This window comes from Paenibacillus sp. ACRRY, from assembly GCF_022346995.1.
Lineage (GTDB): Bacteria > Bacillota > Bacilli > Paenibacillales > Paenibacillaceae > Paenibacillus.
In genome coordinates this window covers 1-22,211 of record NZ_JAKRNM010000018.1, presented here as the reverse complement: position 1 = coordinate 22,211, position 22,211 = coordinate 1, and the positions used below count along the sequence as shown (strand labels likewise).

At 47.9% G+C, this 22,211-nt stretch carries 23 protein-coding genes and 1 rRNA gene; 1 reads left to right on the top strand and 23 read right to left on the bottom strand.

Features of this window, described 5'->3' with window-relative positions; translation table 11 throughout:
- Window positions 1–29 precede the first annotated feature (29 nt).
- The 14 genes from rplK to MH144_RS28890 all read right to left on the bottom strand — a co-directional run bounded on the left by rplK (window position 30) and on the right by MH144_RS28890 (window position 10,982).
- Window positions 30–455, bottom strand: coding sequence for a 50S ribosomal protein L11 (gene rplK, locus MH144_RS28955; RefSeq protein ID WP_053779217.1), 426 nt, complete (start codon window positions 453–455; stop codon window positions 30–32).
- A 68-nt stretch (window positions 456–523) separates the two neighbouring features.
- Window positions 524–1,057, bottom strand: coding sequence for a transcription termination/antitermination protein NusG (gene nusG / locus MH144_RS28950; RefSeq protein ID WP_056697652.1), 534 nt, complete (start codon window positions 1,055–1,057; stop codon window positions 524–526).
- 22 nt (window positions 1,058–1,079) lie between these two features.
- Complete coding sequence (gene secE / locus MH144_RS28945) at window positions 1,080–1,271, bottom strand: preprotein translocase subunit SecE (protein WP_024633600.1); 192 nt, start codon at window positions 1,269–1,271, stop codon at window positions 1,080–1,082.
- Window positions 1,272–1,292: 21 nt separating this feature from the next.
- Window positions 1,293–1,442, bottom strand: a complete 150-nt coding sequence (gene rpmG / locus MH144_RS28940) for a 50S ribosomal protein L33 (RefSeq protein ID WP_072735843.1) — start codon at window positions 1,440–1,442, stop codon at window positions 1,293–1,295.
- 304 nt (window positions 1,443–1,746) lie between these two features.
- Window positions 1,747–2,391 (bottom strand): RNA polymerase sporulation sigma factor SigH, encoded by a 645-nt coding sequence (gene sigH / locus MH144_RS28935; protein WP_024633601.1) that lies wholly within the window; start codon window positions 2,389–2,391, stop codon window positions 1,747–1,749.
- A gap of 170 nt (window positions 2,392–2,561) precedes the next feature.
- Entirely contained in the window at window positions 2,562–3,083 is a 522-nt protein-coding gene (locus tag MH144_RS28930; RefSeq protein WP_239305644.1) for an NYN domain-containing protein, read from the bottom strand.
- A gap of 5 nt (window positions 3,084–3,088) precedes the next feature.
- Window positions 3,089–3,835: a 23S rRNA (guanosine(2251)-2'-O)-methyltransferase RlmB gene (gene rlmB, locus MH144_RS28925; RefSeq protein WP_095362297.1), complete on the bottom strand. Its 747-nt coding sequence runs from the start codon at window positions 3,833–3,835 to the stop codon at window positions 3,089–3,091.
- Between the two features lie 79 nt (window positions 3,836–3,914).
- A complete protein-coding gene (locus tag MH144_RS28920) occupies window positions 3,915–4,352 on the bottom strand; it encodes a Mini-ribonuclease 3 (protein WP_239305655.1) in 438 nt (145 codons plus the stop codon).
- 83 nt (window positions 4,353–4,435) lie between these two features.
- A complete protein-coding gene (gene cysS / locus MH144_RS28915; RefSeq protein ID WP_239305643.1) occupies window positions 4,436–5,836 on the bottom strand; it encodes a cysteine--tRNA ligase in 1,401 nt (466 codons plus the stop codon).
- Between the two features lie 27 nt (window positions 5,837–5,863).
- Window positions 5,864–6,532, bottom strand: a complete 669-nt coding sequence (cysE, locus tag MH144_RS28910) for a serine O-acetyltransferase (protein WP_239305654.1) — start codon at window positions 6,530–6,532, stop codon at window positions 5,864–5,866.
- A gap of 597 nt (window positions 6,533–7,129) precedes the next feature.
- Window positions 7,130–8,593 carry a glutamate--tRNA ligase gene (gene gltX, locus MH144_RS28905; RefSeq protein ID WP_239305642.1) on the bottom strand — a complete coding sequence of 488 codons (1,464 nt, stop codon included), beginning with the start codon at window positions 8,591–8,593 and terminating at the stop codon, window positions 7,130–7,132.
- A gap of 36 nt (window positions 8,594–8,629) precedes the next feature.
- Complete coding sequence (ispF, locus tag MH144_RS28900; RefSeq protein WP_095293433.1) at window positions 8,630–9,106, bottom strand: 2-C-methyl-D-erythritol 2,4-cyclodiphosphate synthase; 477 nt, start codon at window positions 9,104–9,106, stop codon at window positions 8,630–8,632.
- Window positions 9,103–9,795 carry a 2-C-methyl-D-erythritol 4-phosphate cytidylyltransferase gene (gene ispD / locus MH144_RS28895; RefSeq protein WP_095362289.1) on the bottom strand — a complete coding sequence of 231 codons (693 nt, stop codon included), beginning with the start codon at window positions 9,793–9,795 and terminating at the stop codon, window positions 9,103–9,105. Before ispD ends, ispF begins: the two co-directional genes overlap by 4 nt.
- A gap of 101 nt (window positions 9,796–9,896) precedes the next feature.
- Window positions 9,897–10,982, bottom strand: a complete 1,086-nt coding sequence (locus MH144_RS28890) for a PIN/TRAM domain-containing protein (protein ID WP_095362290.1) — start codon at window positions 10,980–10,982, stop codon at window positions 9,897–9,899.
- Between the two features lie 174 nt (window positions 10,983–11,156).
- Here MH144_RS28890 and MH144_RS28885 point away from each other — a divergent pair, with 174 nt between their 5' ends.
- Complete coding sequence (locus MH144_RS28885; protein WP_095293446.1) at window positions 11,157–11,552, top strand: nucleoside triphosphate pyrophosphohydrolase family protein; 396 nt, start codon at window positions 11,157–11,159, stop codon at window positions 11,550–11,552.
- 135 nt (window positions 11,553–11,687) lie between these two features.
- On the opposite strand, the gene pssA is transcribed toward MH144_RS28885, so the two are convergent.
- The 9 genes from pssA to rrf all read right to left on the bottom strand — a co-directional run bounded on the left by pssA (window position 11,688) and on the right by rrf (window position 21,966).
- Window positions 11,688–12,419 carry a CDP-diacylglycerol--serine O-phosphatidyltransferase gene (gene pssA / locus MH144_RS28880; RefSeq protein WP_239305641.1) on the bottom strand — a complete coding sequence of 244 codons (732 nt, stop codon included), beginning with the start codon at window positions 12,417–12,419 and terminating at the stop codon, window positions 11,688–11,690.
- Between the two features lie 61 nt (window positions 12,420–12,480).
- Window positions 12,481–13,557 carry a DNA integrity scanning diadenylate cyclase DisA gene (disA, locus tag MH144_RS28875; protein WP_239305640.1) on the bottom strand — a complete coding sequence of 359 codons (1,077 nt, stop codon included), beginning with the start codon at window positions 13,555–13,557 and terminating at the stop codon, window positions 12,481–12,483.
- 13 nt (window positions 13,558–13,570) lie between these two features.
- On the bottom strand, window positions 13,571–14,938 hold the full coding sequence (radA, locus tag MH144_RS28870; RefSeq protein ID WP_095293438.1) for a DNA repair protein RadA: 1,368 nt from the start codon (window positions 14,936–14,938) through the stop codon (window positions 13,571–13,573).
- A 258-nt stretch (window positions 14,939–15,196) separates the two neighbouring features.
- Window positions 15,197–17,668, bottom strand: a complete 2,472-nt coding sequence (clpC, locus tag MH144_RS28865) for an ATP-dependent protease ATP-binding subunit ClpC (protein WP_183527006.1) — start codon at window positions 17,666–17,668, stop codon at window positions 15,197–15,199.
- A 188-nt stretch (window positions 17,669–17,856) separates the two neighbouring features.
- Window positions 17,857–18,927, bottom strand: coding sequence for a protein-arginine kinase McsB (gene mcsB / locus MH144_RS28860; protein WP_239305639.1), 1,071 nt, complete (start codon window positions 18,925–18,927; stop codon window positions 17,857–17,859).
- Window positions 18,928–18,955: 28 nt separating this feature from the next.
- Window positions 18,956–19,474, bottom strand: a complete 519-nt coding sequence (gene mcsA / locus MH144_RS28855) for a protein-arginine kinase activator protein McsA (RefSeq protein ID WP_095362295.1) — start codon at window positions 19,472–19,474, stop codon at window positions 18,956–18,958.
- 31 nt (window positions 19,475–19,505) lie between these two features.
- The gene (locus MH144_RS28850) at window positions 19,506–19,967 is read right to left on the bottom strand and encodes a CtsR family transcriptional regulator (RefSeq protein WP_095293442.1); all 462 of its coding nucleotides are present in this window, start codon (window positions 19,965–19,967) and stop codon (window positions 19,506–19,508) included.
- A gap of 486 nt (window positions 19,968–20,453) precedes the next feature.
- Window positions 20,454–21,638, bottom strand: a complete 1,185-nt coding sequence (locus tag MH144_RS28845) for a GNAT family N-acetyltransferase (RefSeq protein ID WP_239305637.1) — start codon at window positions 21,636–21,638, stop codon at window positions 20,454–20,456.
- Between the two features lie 211 nt (window positions 21,639–21,849).
- A 5S ribosomal RNA gene (gene rrf, locus MH144_RS28840) occupies window positions 21,850–21,966 on the bottom strand.
- Between the last annotated feature and the right edge of the window lie 245 nt (window positions 21,967–22,211).

The following is a 22,211-nucleotide window of genomic DNA, read 5'->3' as shown; positions in this document are numbered from 1 at the left end:
CTTTACGAAGCCATGTTTCAGATGAAAAATTAGTCTTCGATGGTGATACCCATGCTACGGGCAGTACCTTCGACCATACGCATTGCGGACTCAACGTTCGCTGCATTCAGGTCAGGCATTTTTTGTTCTGCGATTTGACGTACCGCATCACGTTTAACGGTAGCAACTTTTTTCTTGTTCGGTTCGCCGGATCCTTTTTCCACTTTAGCTGCCACTTTCAACAGAACTGCTGCTGGTGGAGTTTTAGTGATGAAAGTAAAGGAACGGTCCTCGAATACTGTGATTTCAACAGGAATAATCAATCCCGCTTGATCGGCTGTACGAGCGTTGAACTCTTTACAGAATGCCATGATGTTGACACCTGCTTGACCCAAAGCTGGACCTACCGGAGGCGCTGGATTCGCTTTACCTGCTGGAATTTGCAGTTTTACCATTTTGATTACCTTTTTTGCCATGATTGACACCTCCTTGCAAAATAGTGGTTAACGAACCTTTCGGTCCTCCCACAAGAAACTTGAAGAGACTATATCTTCTCCACTTGTGTATATTCCAACTCAAGCGGTGTTTCCCGTCCAAACATGTTCACATGCACTTTCAACTTGCTTTTGTCTACCAAAATTTCTTCCACGGAGCCCACAAAATTCGCAAAAGGACCAACTTTGATTCGTACGGATTCCTTAATGTCGAATTCAATTTTCGGCTTCGGCTCAACCATGCCCATATGCTTCAGAATTTGTTCCACTTCTTCAGGCAACAGAGCAGTTGGTTTGGACCCGGAACCTGTCGAACCGACAAATCCCGTAACACCCGGTGTATTGCGAACAACATACCAAGAGTCATCCGTTTGGATCATTTCCACCAAGACATAGCCGGGGTAAACTTTGCGCATAACGGTCTTTTTCTTACCGTCCTTGTTTACCACTTCTTCTTCCATAGGAACAAGAACGCGGAATATCTTGTCTTCCATGCCCATGGACTCTACGCGTTTTTCCAAATTGGCTTTGACCTTATTCTCATACCCTGAGTAGGTATGAACGACGTACCATCTTTTTTCCATATCAAGCCACCTGGGACCCTTCTTAAATAATCGCTTCGATCACAGCGGAGATGCCGATATCAACGACCCAAAAAAACAGCGTCATAACCACAACAGTACCAAGAACGATCAATGTGTAGTTGGTCAGCTCTTTACGATTAGGCCAGCGAACTTTTTTAAGTTCAGCCCAGCTTTCTGAGAAAAAGGAAATCAGAGATTTGAAACTACGTTTCACGCCGACTACACCTCCCAAAAACTATCTGGTTTCGCGATGAGAAGTCTGCTCGTTACAAAACTTGCAAAATTTCTTCATCTCCATGCGGTCGGGGTGATTACGCTTGTTTTTTGTCGTAGTGTAATTTCTTTGTTTGCAGTTTGTACAAGCCAAAGTAATAATTACCCGCATGATGTACACCTCCCGAAGACTTCCACTTTAAAGGAGAGTCTCTAAATTGATCCTAAAAAAAAGCCGCGAATTTAGGCCTACCTAAAACACTTTATCATAAGGGTATAACCATGTCAATGAAAGAATAGCCTTTCATCACTGGTAAAAGTTCCGTACAAAAATCGTGTAGTTCGAGCGTCTCTGATTTTTCTCTTCTCCTGCTTGGACCAAGCGATTACTAGTATTATCAAACTTTTGACTTATAAACTTAGAGCAGCAAAAAAAGACTCAAACTCCGAGCCTTTTCCGTCAACAACAACATTGTTCAATTATCTCGAACTTCCAGGTACTTTTCAAGTTTGCGCTTCACGCGCTGCAGTGCATTATCAATGGACTTCACGTGCCGGTCCAAATCTACTGCAATCTCTTGATAAGATCTCCCGTCAAGATACAACATCAATACTTTTCGTTCCAAGTCACTTAAAATCTCCGACATCTTATCTTCCAGGCCCACAAACTCTTCCTGATTAATGATAAGCTCTTCCGGATCACTGACCTGAGTTCCACAAATCACATCGAGTAACGTACGATCGGATTCTTCATCATAGATTGGCTTGTCCAACGATACATAGGAATTAAGCGGAATATGTTTCTGACGTGTTGCCGTCTTAATTGCCGTAATAATCTGTCTGGTGATACACAGCTCGGCAAAAGCTTTGAACGAAGCCAGCTTGTCTCCTTTGAAATCCCGAATGGATTTGTAGAGACCAATCATTCCTTCCTGAATGATATCTTCCCGGTCTGCCCCAATCAGAAAATAAGATCTTGCCTTGGCGCGTACAAAGTTGCGATATTTGTTAATCAAAAACTCCAGCGCTTCGCTCTCACCTTCACGGACCGCTTCGACAATGTCTTCGTCACTTTGGTAATCATACTTTGATAACATGATATCTTTGAGGTCGACACTCACAGACAATCCCTCCGGCTGCAACGCAAGGTACACCGTTACTCTACTCTATGAAATATACGAACAGTATATATGATGGCACCTCACACCGTCAACCACGCTATCCCTAAAAAAGAACATCAATAACATAATTGTCAAGACTTTCAAGATTGAAATATTTGTAAAACAGTTCCCTATCCACGTCGCCAGCGCTCGAATTGCTTCAACACATCCGGGCTAAGCTTGGCCCCAAGTGTATTGCGTGTGGACTTGGCCTGATCCTCCTCCAAACGCTTCTGCAACTCTTTCTCATTCTGCTCCACTTCGATCAGCAGTTCCCTGGCAGACACACGTAATGCTCCCTGTCCAAAAATGACATGCTGTTCTACCATATCGCTTGTGGCTACATAGATTTGGCGTCTCCGCGAGCTTAGTTCCCGTACGAGTCTCTCAATGCATTCGTCAGCCGTCTCTTTTTCCTTGGTAAAATAGATCTGTACTTTGCTCTGTGTGTATGTTTTACCAAGTCCGGGTACGAGATAGGCATCAAAAACAACGATGACCTTGCGACCGGAGAACGCCTGATAGTCGGCAAGACGGAAGAGAAGACGATTCCGCGCCTCCTCAAGCCCACTCTCTGCCAATCTGGACAGTTCTGGCCAGTCACCAATCATGTTATACCCGTCTACCAGAAGCACATCCCGGGAATCTGCCATACCATCTATCCCTGTGCTTGGCGCGAACGAAGCACTTCGTACATAACAACACCCGCCGCCACGGAAGCATTCAGGGAGTTAATCTGCCCCTGCATCGGCAATTTGACCAGTACATCACACTTCTCACGAATTAGTCGGCCCATACCTTTGTTTTCGTTCCCGATAACCAGGGCTACCGGTCCTGTGAAGACGCCATTGCCAAATACCGCCTCTTGTGCGGTCACATCTGTACCCACAACCCACACGCCCTCTTCCTTGAGACGATCAATGGTCTGTGCCAGGTTGCTAACCCTGGCAACCGGTACATATTCAGCCGCACCTGCAGAAGTTTTTGACACCGTTGCAGTCACTGATGCTGAACGCCGTTTAGGGACAATCACACCATGAGCCCCCGTGCAGTCAGCTGTCCGCAGAATAGAACCAAGGTTATGAGGATCTTCAATTTCGTCCAGCAAAATCAAAAACGGATGCTCATTCTTCGATTTTGCCGCTTCCAAAATATCCTCTACCTCAGCATAAGCATACGGGGCCGCTTGTGCGACAACACCCTGATGCTGAATGCCTGGCACCGTTTGATCCAATTTGCGCTTGTCCACATGCTGAATCACGATTCCGAGTTTTTTGGCTTCCGCGATAATTGGTTGAGTCAAGTGTTTCTGTGCTGTATCAGCGATCCATATTTTGTTGATGGTCCGGCCTGAACGCAGCGCCTCCGTCACGGAGTGCTTACCAGCAATCCATTCTTCTTCCATATTGCTTCGGTCCTCTCTATTACGTCCTGCATATACCTCTTTATTGGCTTGTACCACAGGAACGACTAAGTTGTTATTTTTATTTTTTGTTTGGTGCCGGTGACTGCTGCTCTGCATGCTCAATACCCTGCGTAATCAGTTGGATCATGCGCTCATGCCGACCACTACTGTACAGGTAACCAACAAGACACTCTAGAGCAGTGGCATGTCTGTATTCAAGCACATCGGCATTCTTGGGAATACTGCCCGACTTGGCATTCCGCCCCTGTCTTACAACGTCGCGCTCTTCTTCGGTCAATTGTTCCTCGATACCTGTAAGGATTCGACTCTGTGCCTTGGCTGAAACGAGACCCGTCGCACTGCGGTGCAAGTGATTCGGACGCATATTGGCTTTGGACAACAGATACTGCCTTACAGCTACCTCATACACTGCATCACCGATATAGGCGAGTGCAATCGGAGGAATCAATCTTGCAGGGCGGGAAGGCGGGTACGGAAACCACCCTCCCTGTGTCATAGCCTCTGTGTGCTCTTCAGCAGGCCGTTCCCCCTGCTCAGAATGATCGACAGAATCAGACAGATTTCTCAACTGGTCCTCGTTCATTTGCGCCGCCATCTCATCCCTTGAGCCGTATCTTCAAGAAGGATGCCCTGCGCTGACAATTCGTCTCTAATTTCATCAGCCCGTGCCCAGTTCTTGGACTTGCGCGCTTCCGTACGCTCTTCAATCAGGCGTTCAATCTCTTCATCCAGGAGCTCTGGTTCTGCTTCCGTATAAATGCGAAGCACCGCATTCAACTCACCAAACAGTTCAAGCAATGCACGAATTTCCGCGGCGTTTACGACTTCCTTTTGCAGCAGCTGGTTTGCTTCCGCAGCCCATTCGAACAATGCGGTAATGGCATCCGGAGTATTGAAATCATCCTGCATTTTCTCGTGATACTGCTGGCGAATCTGCTCCAGTTTAGTAGCGAACTCCGGTGTAACATCCTGATCTACCGTTACCGCCTGCAAACGATGCTTCAGATTGCCAACGGCATTCGCGATCCGATCTACACTGTTTTGCGCTTGCTCCATTGTATCTTCGGTAAAGTTAAGCGGGTTGCGGTAATGTGTCGACAACATGAAATAACGAATAGCTTCACGTTTGTACTGGGTTCGAAGGTCTTTTACAAGCACTCCGTTACCGAGTGATTTCGACATTTTTTCGTTATCGATACGGATAAATCCGTTATGCATCCAGTAGTTGGCGAGCGGTTTGCCTGTAAGCACCTCGGATTGTGCGCATTCGCACTCATGGTGAGGGAACTGCAGATCCTGTCCACCTCCATGGATATCGAGCGTATCTCCCAGGTATTCACGCGCCATAGCAGAGCATTCGATATGCCAGCCCGGACGACCATTACCCCAAGGACTGGACCAGTAGATCTCACCTGGTTTAGCCGCTTTCCAGAGCACGAAATCTTCGGGGTGCTCTTTGCGCTCATCTACACCAATCCGGATACCGAACTGCAATTCCTGCAGGTTCTGCTTCGACAGCTTGCCGTACTCCTCGAATTTGCCTGTGCGGTAATATACGTCACCACCATTTTCGTAGGCAAAGCCCTTTTCAACCAACTCACGGATAAAATCGATAATGAGCGGCATATTCTCTGTAACTCTCGGGTTGCTGCTGGCTTTGGGTATCCCCAATCCCTCAAGATCCTCATAGTACGCAGCAATAAACTTCTCTGCAACATGAGGAACGTCAGTACCCAGCTGTTCAGCTTTGCGAATCAATTTATCATCAACATCCGTGAAGTTTACAACGTAGTTTACTTCATGTCCTATCTGTTCCAAGTAACCGCGAACGGTGTCGAAAAAAATAACAGGACGTGCATTCCCGATATGAATGTAATCATATACTGTCGGTCCGCACACATACATTTTTACCTTCCCCGGCTCTTGGGGAACGAAATTTTCTTTGGTACGACTCATCGTATTGTAAATTTGAAGCGTCATGGTCACTTTCCTTTCATTCATACTTCCCTATTTATTTATTGTATCACGTGAAGTCTCATTCTTACGGCTATCCTGTAGTGTACGCACTTCTTCGCGCAATCGTTCGATCTCTTGCTGCATACTGCGCAGAGAATCAATGACCGGATCGGGCAGCTGCTGATTCAGACGATCGACCCGGCGTCCGTCCTGCTTGACGATTCTCCCCGGTATGCCTACAACCGTACTGTTGGATGGCACTTCTTTCAATACGACCGAGTTGGCTCCAATGTTACATTGATCACCAACGCTGAATGAACCGAGCACTTTGGCTCCCGATGAGATAACCACATTATTGCCAATCGTCGGGTGTCTCTTTCCTTTTTCTTTCCCTGTTCCGCCAAGTGTAACCCCCTGGTAAATAACAACATCATCGCCTATCTCACAGGTTTCACCAATAACTACACCCATTCCATGGTCAATAAACAGCCGATTTCCTATGGTCGCTCCAGGGTGAATCTCGATTCCTGTCATAAACCGGCTGATCTGCGAGATGAAACGGGCAACCGAGAACCATTCGCGTTTGTAGAAAAAGTGCGCGATCCGATGAGCCCATATCGCATGCAGCCCCGAATAGGTGAATACCACCTCGAACCATCCCCGGGCAGCCGGATCGTTTTCAAACACCGCCTGGATATCTGATCTGATCTTCTTGAACATGCTCGTTCCCCTCTTGTTCAGGTCTTCGTCCTCCGGCATACCGGACGGCGCAGCCCTCTTGGTAGTGTACTGCTGACTCGCCCCAAACAAAAAACGCCCCTGCAGCATTATGCTGCAGAGGCGTTAATCGCGGTCCCACTCTGCTCGGCCCAGACTTATATATCAGAATTATACAGTCAGCAAATGTCTGCCACCTGTTCCGACAAATAAGAATGAACCCTCAAGCGGTTCGGTAACGGAAACCAACCGTCACAACCTATCCTGACGTTTTCCTCTCCTACACGTACAAGAGGCGGGGCCGGATTCGGCTATGCAGCTCACGGGCGCATTTCGACCGATAGACAGTGGATGGTTCACAGCCACCGCAGCCAAAGAAATTCATTCTTCGCTGCAGGACCATCCTCTCTGGAACTGTCCGGTTCGGTTTACTCCTCCCGGTCTTTGCTGTTCTATGATGAATGCTGAAACATGTCATTTAACCTTTGTGTTGCTATTATAGCGAAAAGGTACTGGACTGACAACAACCTTGCAATAACTTCATCCCAGGCGATACCCGCCCTCATTGGCGTCAGTACCAGGATCGACAGCGTTCCTGGATTACGCGCCTTTCACCTGTGCATGCAGACGCTCAATAACCGTATCCCGCCCGAGCAATACAATCGTCTGATTCAGGTCACGTCCATGGGTCTGCCCAGTCAGTGCTACACGGATAGGCATAAAGAGCTGCTTACCTTTAAAGCCGGTTTCCTTCTGTACTTCCTTGATCAATGCGGCCATTTTACTTGGGGTAAACTCTTCACTCGCCTGAACTTTGTCGGCAAAGGCCTTCAGAACGGTTGGCACCTGCTCTTCTCCAAGTACAGCAGTCGCTTCTGCATCCAGCTCCAGATGGGAGCGGAAGAATACTTCAGACAGTTCCACAATGTCAGAGGCTGCAGTCATTTGCTCCTGGTACAGATGAACGAGTGCATATGCCCATTCCTTCTGTTCAGGTGACAGCTCAGCTGCGATGCGTCCTGCCTTTTGCAGATGTGGAATCGCCATTTCGGCAATACGATCCGGGTCTGCATGTTTAATATAGTGATTGTTCAAGTGCGCCAGCTTATGCGTATCGAATACAGCCGGGCTCTTGGACAAACGTTTGGTATCAAAGATGGAGATCAACTGTTCCTGCGAGAAGATCTCTTCTTCCCCTTCCGGCGACCAGCCAAGCAGGGAAATGAAGTTGAACATCGCCTCCGGCAAGTAGCCGAGCTGATCATATTGTTCGATAAACTGAATGACGGACTCGTCCCGTTTACTCAGCTTCTTGTGATTTTCATTCACGATCAGGGTCATATGACCAAATTGCGGCGGCTCCCAGCCGAGCGCTTCATAAATCATCAGCTGACGCGGCGTATTGGAGATGTGATCTTCCCCGCGGAGAACGTGGGAGATTTTCATCAGGTGATCATCCACTGCAACGGCATAATTGTACGTGGGAATGCCGTCTTTTTTCACAATGACGAAGTCCCCAGATTCCTTGCTGTTGAATGAAATAGTCCCTTTAACCATATCATCGAATGTATACGTACGCTCTTCCGGTACACGGAAACGAATGCTCGCAACGCGGCCTTCAGCTTCAAAAGCACTGATCTGCTCTGGCGTTAGGTCCCGGTGTTTACCCGAATAACGCGGCGTTTCTCCACGTGCCGTTTGCTCTTCACGCTCTTGCTCCAGCTCTTCTTCAGTGCAGAAACAGCGGTAAGCCAGACCTTTGTCCAGCAGCTCCTGGGTGTATTTGCGGTAAATATCCAAACGCTCCGTCTGACGGTAAGGTCCGTATTCCCCGCCTACATCAATGCTTTCATCCCACTCGATTCCGAGCCATTTCAAATATTTAAGCTGGCTTTCCTCGCCACCCGCAATGTTCCGTTTTACGTCAGTATCCTCAATACGAATGATGAATTTCCCGTTATTATGTTTAGCATACAAATAGTTAAAAAGCGCCGTACGGGCATTCCCGATATGCAGATGTCCCGTTGGACTTGGCGCGTAACGCACACGAACTTCTGTGCTCATAAAATATCCCCTCCGTATATTAGTTGGTTGATAATATCACACACGAACAAGGCAAACAACCGATTGGGCCGCAATGCCCTCTCCCCGTCCAGGGAATCCGAGTTGCTCCGTAGTCGTTGCTTTGACATTGACCTGATCAACATCCGCTTCCAGTGCCTTGGCAATAACCTCGGCCATCTGTGGAATGTAAGGTGCCATTTTCGGTTTCTGCGCAATAATGGTGGAATCGATGTTGCCCAAACGATATCCGCGATCTTTCACGAGCTGCCATACATGCTCCAGCAGTTTGAGGCTATCCGCGTCCTTGAACTCCGGATCGGTGTCCGGAAAGTGTTTGCCGATGTCCCCAAGTGCAAGTGCACCCAGAATGGCATCACTGATGGCATGCAGCAGCACATCTGCATCCGAGTGACCAAGCAGTCCTTTTTCATAAGGAATCGTTACCCCGCCAATGATGCACGGACGTCCCTCCACCAATTGGTGTACATCAAATCCCTGTCCTACACGTATCATCGCTTCTTTTCTCCCCCAAGCAAAAACGCGGCATATTCCAAATCTTCCGGCGTCGTTAATTTGATGTTGGTATAACTTCCTTCCACAACCTGGACGGACATCCCCTGGCGCTCAGCCAGCATGGCGTCATCCGTCCCGAGAAATCCGTCCCTTGCGGCCGACTCGTAAGCAAGCAGCAGTGAAGAAAGACGAAAAGCCTGCGGGGTTTGAATACTCCACAGACTGCTGCGGTCAGGCGTCGCCGTAACGATTCCTTCCGCATTCACTTGTTTAATCGTATCTTTAACGGGAACGGCAAGTACAGCGGCTCCCCCCGACATCGCGGCCTCCATGCAACCTGTAATCTGATTACGGTCAACAAAAGGACGTACCCCGTCGTGAACGAGAACCCAATCCGTCTGTAAGGCCTTCAGGCCTTCTTGAACAGAATGCTGTCTCTCTTTCCCTCCGGGGATGACACGGACACGCGACTCCAGTCGGTATTCTTTTACCCAATCCAGGCAGCGTTCAACATCTGCGGCTCCGGTTACCAGCACGATCTCGCTGATCTCGTCCAGAGCGGCAAACACTTCAAGCGTATGTATGAAAACGGGCTTGTCCTGCAGCAGCAGAAACTGCTTGCTCTCGGTTGTTCCCATTCGGGTTCCCCGACCTGCTGCCACAATGACGACACCCCACCCTTTATCCATGCCGTAATCCCTGCCTTGTCTGTCAGTTTATCGTTCTACGATACTGAATATCTTCAAGCGATATAAATATCGGTGAACGATACACTACCCATCATACCCCTTTATTGGGCTTTTTCCAACAGTTTCGGCTTGGCAAAAATCATTCGTCCCGCGGAAGTCTGCAGCACACTGGTCACCAGCACTTCCATCATCATGCCAATATACTCGCGTCCGCCTTCCACGACAATCATTGTACCGTCATCCAGATAAGCTACACCTTGGCCATGCTCCTTGCCATCCTTGATGATTTGCACCATGATCTCTTCACCAGGCAGCACCACTGGCTTCACCGCATTCGCCAGATCGTTGATGTTCAGTACAGATACACCCTGGAGCTCGCAAACCTTGTTCAGGTTAAAGTCATTGGTAACCACCTTGCCCTGAAGCACTTTGGCCAGTTTGACCAGCTTGCTGTCCACTTCTGATATTTCTTCAAAATCCCCTTCGTAAATGAGCACCTTCACGTCGAGTTCTTTTTGGATTTTATTCAATATGTCGAGTCCACGCCGTCCTCTGTTTCGCTTCAGCAGATCGGAGGAATCTGCAATATGCTGAAGTTCTTCCAGGACGAATTCCGGAATCACGATTGTACCTTCGATAAACCCGGTCTTGCATATATCTGCAATACGGCCATCAATAATGACACTGGTATCCAAAATCTTGTGTTCTTCCATCCGTCTGTCTTCATCCAGCTCGGGGTGACCCCATCGCCCAGACATCCAGAATGCAGCGAGGTCCTCTTTCTTCGCCATGGCTAGCATGTACCCCGTATATCCGCTAACGGCCGTCAGCGCCACCTGAAGCACCTCTCCTGCTGTTCCCAGCCAAGTCAGACATGGATAGAGCAGCAAAGCCACCAGTAACCCTGCAACGGTACCTGCTGCACCAGCAGCCAGTTCGTTCATCGGTACTTTAGCCAAAGCATCAATCCCATTTTGCAGCCTGCTTGCCAGCAAGGTTCCACCAATATTACACACAGCCATAAACAATACAGCGCCCAGTGCCGTTGCTACTCCTGCCCCCAGCAGCCCTGCTGACTGAATCCATTCAGCCATCCACGGGACGGATTTTCCTGCCAGATGATATGCCGTGTAGCCAAACCATGCACCGCACAATCCTGTAAAAGTTAAAATGCCTTTTTTCCACATATGTCCCTGCACCTCCTTTAATTGTCCTTCATCTTCATATCCAGTATGATCCAATTGTTGGATTGCTAATCCCGGTTGCAAGAACTTTTTGGAAATGTTTGCAATCGTCAGTTGAAAGAAGGTAAATTATTGGCATATAATGAATTCAATTCATATCCCGAGGTGAGTAGCAAAATGAGTACGCTAAGTTTACAGGCTTTTCAGGATCAGGTTTCCGAGCTGTTGCTGCGTCATCGCAGTCTGATTGATGTACTGTCCAAAACAGGACAAGCCGGAGCTTCTGTCAACCGTGCCGTGTCCAAGGCCATTACCGAATGCGGCTGCATTGAGCTGCACGCCACCAAGCAGAAATATGCCCCCGAGAGCGGTATTGCTCAAACCAAGGGCCTGCTGGAAACGCATGTGGAAGGTGAATTGTGTGAGAATTGCAAAGAGGTCATCAGCTCCGAACTGGGGCGAAACCTGTTTTATATGTCAGCTCTCTGCAATCTGCTGGATATCAACATGGAAGAAGTCGTGAATCACGAGTCACAGAAGTGTTCGACGTTAGGGATGTTCAATTTGTCGTAAATGATTGGCCAAGTTGCCGTACAAAAGTAGGTACCGTATAGATTCGAATCAATAAAAAAAGCACGTACGCTCCTGAAGGAGAATGCGTGCTTTTTCTTATGCATTTCCGGGGTATTGTCCCAATTAAAAAAAGAATTACCGATCAGAAGGACGGGAAGACTTCTCTTCCTTGCGCTTCTTTGCCCGGTTGCGGGAGGCGGCCGTCCGCATATTATGCTTCATTCCATATAGAGCGTAAAGCACCAGCGGAATAAAGATCAGCTTCGACAACTGTTCCGGGAAAATGACAGCAACCGCTACAGCGAATACAACCACCCAAGGGGCGATCCAGATCGCTTTTCGCGGCAGACCGACCTTTTTGAAATTCGGATATTTAAGCGAGCTGACCATCAGATAGGATAATAACAATGTGGCTATCATCATGCTCACGGGACCAATATCCTTGTTAAACAACGTCAGCGTTGCAAGCACACCTCCAGCTGCCGGAATGGGCAGGCCGGTGAAGTATCCGGGAATTCCGGGTCTTACATTAAAGCGTGCCAGCCGAATGGCTCCGCAAATGGGGAAGCTTGCCGTAGCGATCCAGGCGAGAACCGGCGTTGCATCCTGGAAGGAAACCATAAACATAATGAGTGCCGGGGCTGCACCGAACGAAACCATATCAGACAGGGAGTCCAGCTCCTTGCCAAATTCACTTTGGGCATTGAGTGCACGCGCTACCCGGCCATCCAACCCATCCAGCAGCATCGCAACGATGACCATAATCGCAGCCAGGCTATAATTCCCATCAATTGCAAGCAGTATCGCCATCATTCCAAGAAACAGATTACCCAAGGTAAAGAGGTTCGGAATGAATCTGGTTAACATTGTTGTTTCACCTCATCATCTTCAGGGCCGTTATAGGCAAACCTATACTGATAGCTCTGGATTACATTTGTCTGTCAATAAACATTTGCTCCTGCAGACGCTTCAGCCCTTCTTTAATGGTCCGAGCACGTACCTCACCAATACCGTCGACTTCATCCAGCTCTTCAATCGTTGCCATGATCACATGCGGCAATTGTTCAAATTGGTCCACAAGGTTATGAATAATAACATTCGGAAGGCGTGGTATCTTATTCAATACCCGATATCCGCGCGGTGCAACCGAATCTTCGGATGTCGCAGCTGATGAAGGATAGCCGAGCAGACGGACAATGTGATGCGCATCCAGCAATTCATCATCCGACAGGCGCTTGAGGCCCACGATAATTTCGCGGATCTTCTCGTCACTATCATCACGTGCATAGTCCTTGTACAGCAACCACGCTTCTTCCTCCGTCGTTCCAACCAATTCTTCCATCTGCATGGAGATGAGTCGTCCTTCATTCCCAAGTTCATGGATGTAGCGCTTGATTTCCGTTTTGATGCGCATCACCATTTCCGTACGTATAATGACGTTTACCACTTCAGGGATGGTGACAAGTTCTTCGAACTCCGAGGCACTTAGATTCGTAAGGGATTGGGTAAGTACAGCTTTGTACTTCTCCAACGTTTGAATCGCCTGGTTAGCCTTCGTCAAAATAACTCCAATTTCCTTGAGCGAATATCTAAGCGTTCCCTGATATAAGGTAATAATATTCCGGCGTTGCGAGATGGATACGACCAATTTGCCTGTTTGCTTGGCTACACGTTCTGCTGTCCGGTGACGGATCCCTGTCTCAGAGGAAGAGATGGAGGAATCCGGAATAAGCTGGGTGTTGGCATACAGAATACGCTTTAAATCCTCGCTAAGAATGATGGCACCGTCCATCTTGGCGAGTTCATATAGATAGTTGGGGGAGAAATCGCAATTAATCGAGAAGCCCCCGTCGACCACTTCCATTACTTCAGGGCTGTATCCTACAACAAGCAGTGCCCCCGTCTTGGCGCGCAGCACGTTCTCCAGACCTTCGCGGAAAGGTGTACCTGGTGCGATCAGCCTCAACAATTCATTCATATTATCCAGTTGGCTCGAATCTTTCATCTTGTTATGCCCCCTAATCTAAAGCAACCGCTAGTGCATCTGCCACGGTATTCACACCGATCAGTTGTATCCCGCGAGGATGTTTCCAGCCCTTTAAGCTTTTCTCTGGTAAAATGACTCGTTTGAAGCCCAGTTTCTCGGCTTCCTTCACACGTTGTTCAGCCCGTGATACGGCCCGTACCTCACCTGTCAAACCAATTTCGCCAAATATCACATCATCTGGCTTGGTCGGCACATCCCTCAGACTGGATGCAATGCTGACGGCAACCGCCAAATCCACCGCCGGTTCATCGAGCCGTACTCCCCCGGCCACATTCAGGTACGCATCCTGCGTTTGCAAAAACATGCCCATTCGCTTCTCAAGCACCGCAATAATCAGGTTCAGCCTGTGATGATCTATCCCTGTTGCCATACGGCGGGGAGACGGGAAATGTGTTGCAGAGATGAGTGCCTGCAGCTCAACCAGCATCGGTCTTGTGCCTTCCATACTTGCAACTACCGTAGAACCCGCTACACCGAGCGGTCGTTCAGACAAAAAGAGTTCAGAAGGATTGCCCACTTCACGCAAGCCGTCTTCGCCCATTTCGAAAATACCGATCTCATTGGTTGAACCGAAACGGTTTTTCACCGCACGTAACAGTCTATACGTATGATGCCGTTCCCCTTCAAAGTAAAGAACACAGTCCACCATATGTTCCAGCATACGCGGACCGGCGATAGCCCCTTCTTTCGTAACATGCCCCACAAGCACGGTTGCAATGCCTCGGCCTTTGGCGATCCGCATGAACCGGGAAGTACATTCCCTTACCTGTGCTACGCTACCGGGTGCACTGGTGACTTCTGGAAGGTAAACCGTCTGAATGGAGTCGATGACAAGAAAATGCGGCTGGATCTGCTCCACAGCTTCCTCTACACGTTCCATATTTGTTTCACACAGCACATACAGTTCAGGAGAGAGTGCATCCAGGCGGTCAGCCCGCAATTTGGTCTGTTTCACCGATTCCTCACCCGAAACATATAACACGCGCAAACCCGAATGCGTTAGAGCATGCGAGGTTTGCAACATCAGCGTTGATTTTCCGATTCCCGGATCTCCGCCTACCAGCACGAGAGACCCCGGAACAATCCCGCCACCCAATACCCGGTTCAGCTCTCCGATTCCAGTCTGCACACGCGGTTCCTGACCGCTATCTATATCTATGATGGGAAGCGGTTTATCTTTACTGTCAAAGAGGGGGGAATTTCTCCCTTGTGTTTTGACAACCGTTTCCGTTTCTTCCACCATGGAATTCCATGACTGACACCCCGGACATTTGCCATACCATTTCGGGGCTTCATAACCACATTCCGTACATTGAAACTTGGTTTTAACTTTGGCCACTTCAGCACTCCTAGGATTTATTTTATAACAGCATTTTGCATTTTTCGACGAATTTTGCCCTGAATTTCTGACGTGCAGGGTTAATAAAAGTTTACCATTGTTTGAGATTTTTCGTAAAGGATTATCGTAAACTTTACACATGTTCCTAACATAATCATTTGTGTTAAGTCCATACATCAAAAAAATCCTTCCCGGCCGGGGCCGAGAAGGACATTCAGAATCAATAGCTGTTGGGCTTAAACCCAACCTATTCATCCTTTATTTTGTTTCAATTTCTTCATTGGCTTCATTGGAAGGAACGACGGCTTCCTTTTTGGTTACGGACAGTGCACCGTTCTCTTCGTCAATCAACAACGAATCACCTTTGGTTACCGTACCTGTAAGCAATTCTTCAGACAATTTGTCTTCGATATGCTTCTGGATTGCCCGGCGAAGCGGACGAGCACCGTAAGCTGGGTCAAAGCCAGCTTTGGCCAGGAAGGCCTTGGCGTTGTCTGTGAGCTCGAAGTCGACCTCGTATTCACGCAGACGTTTCCGAAGCTCCTCGCTCATCAGGGTGACAATCTCTGCAATGTGTTTCTCTTCAAGAGAGTGGAATACGATGATCTCATCAATCCGGTTAAGGAACTCTGGACGGAAGCTTTTCTTCAGCTCATCCATGACTTTACCCTTCATGTTATCGTAATCCGCACCTGCATCCACAACAGCTGTGAAGCCGAGTGTAGAGTTACGTTTAATCGCTTCGGCACCCACGTTGGATGTCAAAATGATCAATGTGTTGCGGAAGTCCACGACACGACCTTTCGAGTCTGTCAGACGGCCATCCTCAAGCACTTGCAGCAAGATGTTGAATACTTCCGGATGTGCTTTCTCGATCTCGTCGAGCAGGACTACGGAATACGGTTTGCGACGAACTTTCTCTGTCAACTGACCGCCTTCTTCGTAACCAACATATCCTGGAGGCGCTCCAACGAGTCTTGAAGTCGAGTGCTTCTCACCATACTCGGACATGTCGATCCGGATCACTGCATTTTCATCGCCGAACATAGCTTCGGCAAGGGCACGAGCCAGCTCCGTTTTACCTACCCCAGTAGGGCCGAGGAAGATGAAGGATCCCATTGGACGTTTTGGATCTTTCAATCCAGCACGAGCACGGCGAACCGCACGGCTCACTGATTTCACGGCTTCATCCTGACCGATGACACGTTCATGCAGGATGGATTCCAGATTCATTAGGCGTTGTGTCTCTTCCTCTTTCAGCTTGTTCACCGGAATTCCCGTCCAGTTGGCTACCACTTGTGCGATATCCTCAGGCGTTACTTCGGAATCCGTACGACCTTGTTTTTCTTTCCATTGGTTCTTCGTTACATCCAGCTCTTCACGTATTTTTTGTTCCGTATCGCGCAGAGCTGCTGCTTTTTCGAACTCCTGACTTTGGACCGCAGCGTCTTTTTCCTTACGGATATCTTCGAGACGGCTTTCCAGTTGTTTCAGATTCGGCGGAATGGTGTATGAGTTCAATCTTACTTTGGAACCCGCTTCATCAATCAGGTCAATCGCTTTGTCTGGCAGGAAACGATCTGTGATGTAACGGTCAGACAATTTAACCGCCTGTACAATAGCTTCGTCCGTAATTTTCACGCGGTGATGCGCTTCATAACGATCACGCAGGCCGTGCAAGATTTGGATAGCTTCTTCTGGAGAAGGCTGATCTACAGTAATCGGTTGGAAACGACGCTCAAGCGCTGCATCCTTCTCGATATATTTGCGGTATTCATCCAGGGTTGTTGCACCAATGCATTGCAATTCTCCACGAGCCAGGGCCGGTTTCAAAATGTTCGAAGCATCGATGGCGCCCTCAGCTCCGCCTGCACCAATTAGGGTGTGCAATTCGTCGATGAACAGGACAATGTTACCTGCCTGACGAATCTCATCCATGATTTTTTTCAAACGATCCTCAAACTCACCACGGTACTTCGTTCCGGCAACAACAGAACCCATATCCAGGGTCATGACACGTTTGTCGCGCAATGTTTCCGGAATTTCGTTGGCGATGATTTTCTGTGCAAGACCTTCAGCAATCGCTGTTTTACCTACACCAGGTTCACCGATCAATACAGGGTTGTTCTTGGTACGACGGCTCAATACTTGAATGACACGCTCGATTTCTTTGCTGCGGCCAATAACCGGATCCAGGTTGTTCTCCTTCGCATAAGCGGTAAGGTCACGTGCCAGACTGTCCAGTGTTGGTGTGCTAACATTAGCAGGCGTTCCATTATGACTGGATACAGCCTCACTGCTGCCAAGCAACTGCAGCACTTGTTGACGTGCTTTGTTCAAACTAATACCAAGGTTGTTCAGCACGCGTGCTGCAACGCCCTCGCCTTCACGAATCAATCCGAGCAAGATATGCTCTGTACCTACATAGGTGTGGCCCAATTTGCGAGCCTCATCCATGGACAGTTCAATTACTTTTTTCGCACGAGGCGTATATGCAATGTTCGTAGGTTGCTCTTGGCCGCGGCCAATCAGCGTTTCTACTTCATCTTGAATTTTTTCCAATCCGAGTCCCAGGCCGATCAGCGCTTTGGCTGCGATGCCTTCGCCTTCACGAATGAGGCCGAGCAAAATGTGCTCTGTACCGATGTTATTATGACCGAGACGGACAGCTTCTTCCTGCGCGAGTGCGAGCACCTTTTGGGCCCGTTCCGTAAATCTTCCAAACATCATATCTCCTGCACCTCCATGGTTTTGGATAAAACGGGGGCCTTGATCATGATCCCGCCGTATAATTCATATCATTTTTGTTTGCAGCCATGCTGCGAATAAAGTCATTCAGCACTTAGGTAAATGCCTATTTTATATAAAGCCGCAGATGCGGCATGAAACCTTAATATTAAATCTGACGAAAACAATTACTAGGATTGATTGGCTGCATTGATCGTATCACGAATCAACTGAGCCCGGTAGATGTCACGCTCATCTGTGCGCATATCTTCTCCGAATGTTTTCTGCAAAAAGCCTGGTTGTGTCATCACGTTTAACTCGTTCATTACCGTAATGGACAATCCGTTCAACAGCCCCAGATCTACACCTAAGCGAACATCCGAGAGACGCTGCGCGGCTTCCTTAGAATCCATAATGGCTGCGTGGGACAAAATCCCATATGAACGCATCACTCTATCGGTAATCCGCAGTCTCGAGTCGGAAATTAACCGCTCTCTGGCAGTACGCTCATGCCCAATCATCTGAAGCACAACGCTGTGCAGATTATCGATGACCTCTTGTTCCGTCTGTCCAAGCGTAATCTGATTGGATATCTGGAAAAGGTTGCCCATCGCCTCGCTGCCTTCGCCATAAATTCCACGCACGGTCAATCCCACTTGAGAAACAGCTGTCAGAATGCGTCCGATCTGCTGTGTCATCACCAGAGCAGGTAGATGCATCATTACAGATGCTCTTACCCCTGTACCTACATTGGTAGGACAGCTGGTCAGGTACCCTCTGCGATCATCAAAAGCATAATCCACATGCGCTTCAAAAGCATCGTCTATGGCGGAAGCTTTCTCCCAGGCTTCTTTCACCTGGAACCCCGGATAGAGGCATTGGATACGAAGATGGTCTTCTTCGTTAATCATAATACTGACAGATTCATCCTCACTGAGAATAACCGCACCATTCTTTGATTCATTCGCAAGACTGGGGCTAATCAAATGTTTCTCCACCAGCACCCGCTTATCGAGGTCATCAATATCCATCAGGTCCAAGGTATGGAAATCTCCAAAGGCATGAACGTCATCATATTGAAGTACTTCGCTCAGCTTATTCAGCACTTCTTCCGATTGCTCATTGGAAGCAAGCATTGGAAATGGATAATGCTGAAGATTACGTGCGATCCGGACACGGCTGCTAATGACGATTTCGGAATCAGCCGCATCGCTGCGCATCCAGTCGCTGAGCGCCTTCTCTGTAAAGCGCAGATTAGGCATTACGCGTCCCTCCTACTCATGACAAACTCTACTCCTGAGCTATTTCTTTTTCAAGTTCCCTGATCTGGTCACGGATCTGAGCCGCCTCTTCAAATTCTTCCTGGGCGATACTCTCCTGAAGATCGCGTTTCAGGTCGGCAATCTGCCGCTTCACTTTAATGCGACCACCAGCTCGTGCAGGCACTTTGCCCACATGGGTTGTGCTGCCATGAACCCGTTTGAACAATGGATCCAGACGACTGTCAAAATATTTATAACAAGAACTGCAGCCGAATCGGCCGATTTTGCTAAACTGTGAGTAAGTCATGCCACACTCTTCACAACGAAGAGTCTGAGCAGGGGGAGCCCCGGCATTTCCATTCTTAGGTTCGAAATCAAGCAACCCGGACAACAGATTATGAATGGAAAATCCATTCGATGTTCCCGGAATCATTTCTCCCTTTTCACGGGCACATGACTCACAAATATGGAATTCCGTCTTCTCGCCATTCACGATTTTGGTGAAATGAAGAGTCGCCGGACGTTTGTCGCATTCTTGGCACAGCATTTAGGATGTACCTCCTTGATCCCGATAGTTTTCATTTACCGAGCAAAGATATTAACATCGCCTTTAACATTCTGGCACGAATTTGATCCCGGTAAGGAAGTTTGACCAATAAAATTTCTCTTGATACAGCTGCACGCATCAGCCCGGCTTCCCTTTTACTCAGAAAACGTGCTTCTTCCAGCTGATATATCAAGCCTTCGGCAGCTGTCTGTCCAATCTCATCCCCGATGCTATGGTGCAGATGATTATGCAGAGCAGAGTGAGCCGGCAATTCGATCCGCTGTATGCGGACATAACCGCCGCCACCACGTTTACTCTCTACCAAATATCCTTTTTCAAGAGTAAAGCGTGTGCTTATTACATAGTTGATCTGGGATGGTACGCATGAGAATTGATCTGCAAGATCATTGCGCTGAATTTCAACCATTCCTTCGGGACTTTCATGCAAAATACTCTTCAGATATTGTTCGATAATATCAGAGATATTACGCATCCACTCATCCTCCACTGTCTGAAACGTTAAGTCAATAAGGACCCACACGCCCCCACAGAGTGCACCTTCTCAACCATTTTAACCAAACAGGGAAACAACGAATCTTGATTTCCGCTGGCTTATTCGGGAGAGCAAGGACGCACGAAGGTCCTCTTGGTACTGCCTCTTTCCGATGATATCCATCGTCATGAAATGTGTCTCATCACCGGAATGTAGAAAGAAAGCTACGTAAGTATTTAACCTTCGGTTGACTTTGACTTTCTTTGACTTTATATACATTATAGCATATTTTGTGGTTTTGCCAAGTGGGGTCACTATTCATTTTTTACGATTTTACACGAAATATTCCCCGGACACAAAAAAACCTCTCCAAAAAAGCCGGAGAAGTTCATTTGTCTCACTGTAGCACTGTTTTTCTATAAATACGAAAAGGGAAAGCTGCCAGTATAAATTGGCTCGGAAATACTCATAAACACACTTGAAAAATCAAAAGAAATCCATCAGGTAAGTCTGGCGAACAGGTATCGCTTTTTCCAAAGACTGAATATCCTCTTCCGAGCCTTGGATCCTGTCAATCTGGGCCATCTCAGAGGGTCTGCGATACCCCATCAACAATGCCGTAAGCGATTGGATGTCGAGTCTGATATGCTTAGCAGGCTGATCTTCCGTAGTAAGCTCCCCTTTTTTCCATATAGAAGCTGTTCCGTTCATGGCCACATTCAATTCCCATAGCCCTTCATTCCACGGTGCATGTGCATCTTCTACCTCAAGCTGAATCTGTACCGGAGAGTCTTGGCTTGCAAAAGGATACTGTGAAATAAACTGCTCCACACTAACGATTCTCGCCATAAAGTATGGGGTAACCTCCTGCTGAATCCGTGGATTATCAAGTTGAAAGGCCAGTGTATCGTTCGCAGGCGCTTTTAACGTCACTTCATCAATCATCGAATCATGGTTGGCGATAAACGTCCATAACCCTTGTCTTGCCTCTTCATTAAGATGCACCATCTCACCGATGGTAAATTTTCTTTCCTTCACCTCGTAAAGCACGTAGCCTTGAGGTAGTCCTGCTTCATCATAGTAAACAGCCCGCTGGCTACCTTTCTTAGCATAAACTGAATTTTCCCACCAAGCATCATTTCGGGCTAAGGTTCCGTTATAACGTTCTGCATACGTGTCATATACCTCCTTCAACACTGAAAGCTCTGGATTGCCTCGCCGGAGAGTACCTGAAGTTGGCTTCTTCGCAGGTAATTGATCGGTAAACAGCTTGTAATTTTTAAATTCTACATAAGTCTCCCATCCATATTTCCGATAAAAAGCAAACGAGAATGGATGCAGGAAGGAAATGCTCTGTTTATTCCGATTCATCTCTTCGAGTGCAAATTTAAGCAGCCCTGCTACCCAGCCTTTGCGCCGGTATTCAGGCCAAGTTGCCACACCCGCAATACCGCCCATCGCAAATGATCGACCTTGAATGTAAGTCTGAAAAGGAATGATCTGAAGCTTGGCTCCAACTTGTCCATCCTCATATACTCCCAACACATTGTGTGAAGCGAACTCCTCTCGGCGCTTTTCAATCTGTTCCTCGTTTAATACAAATTGGAAAGCGTACTCTGAAAGCGTCATACACGCTTCGAAATCATCCATGGTTAGTTTGCGAATATCCATATCATCCTGCACCCCATTCTTCAGAATTGTAAGCGACTCTAATTGTGCCCTTAAATGTGATGTATGTATCTTCTATGAGTGTGTCAGAGGCGTCGTACAAAGTCAAATATGAGATGCATTCGCATCTCCCGGTGTAATCATATATAGATCTGTTAAGTAGACAAACAAAAAAATAAGAACCACCACCGAAGTTCATCGGCAGTGGTTCTTTGCTTGGCAACGTCCTACTCTCCCAGGACCCTTCGGTCCAAGTACCATCGGCGCTAGAGGGCTTAACGGTCGTGTTCGGGATGGGTACGTGTGGAACCCCTCCGCTATCGCCACCAAACGAGCATTTGTGTAACAAATGCGTTCGCGTTCCATTCGGTCCAACACATTAGTGTGGATGAATGGTTCAGCGTCTGTGGAACTGAAAATCATACACACATTGGAGTGATGTACCGATTTTCATTTCAGAGATTATTCTCTGAAAACTAGATCCGAAACGAAACTTGCGACTAAAACCTGCAATTTGGATAAGCCCTCGACCGATTAGTACTGGTCAGCTCCATGCATTACTGCACTTCCACCCCC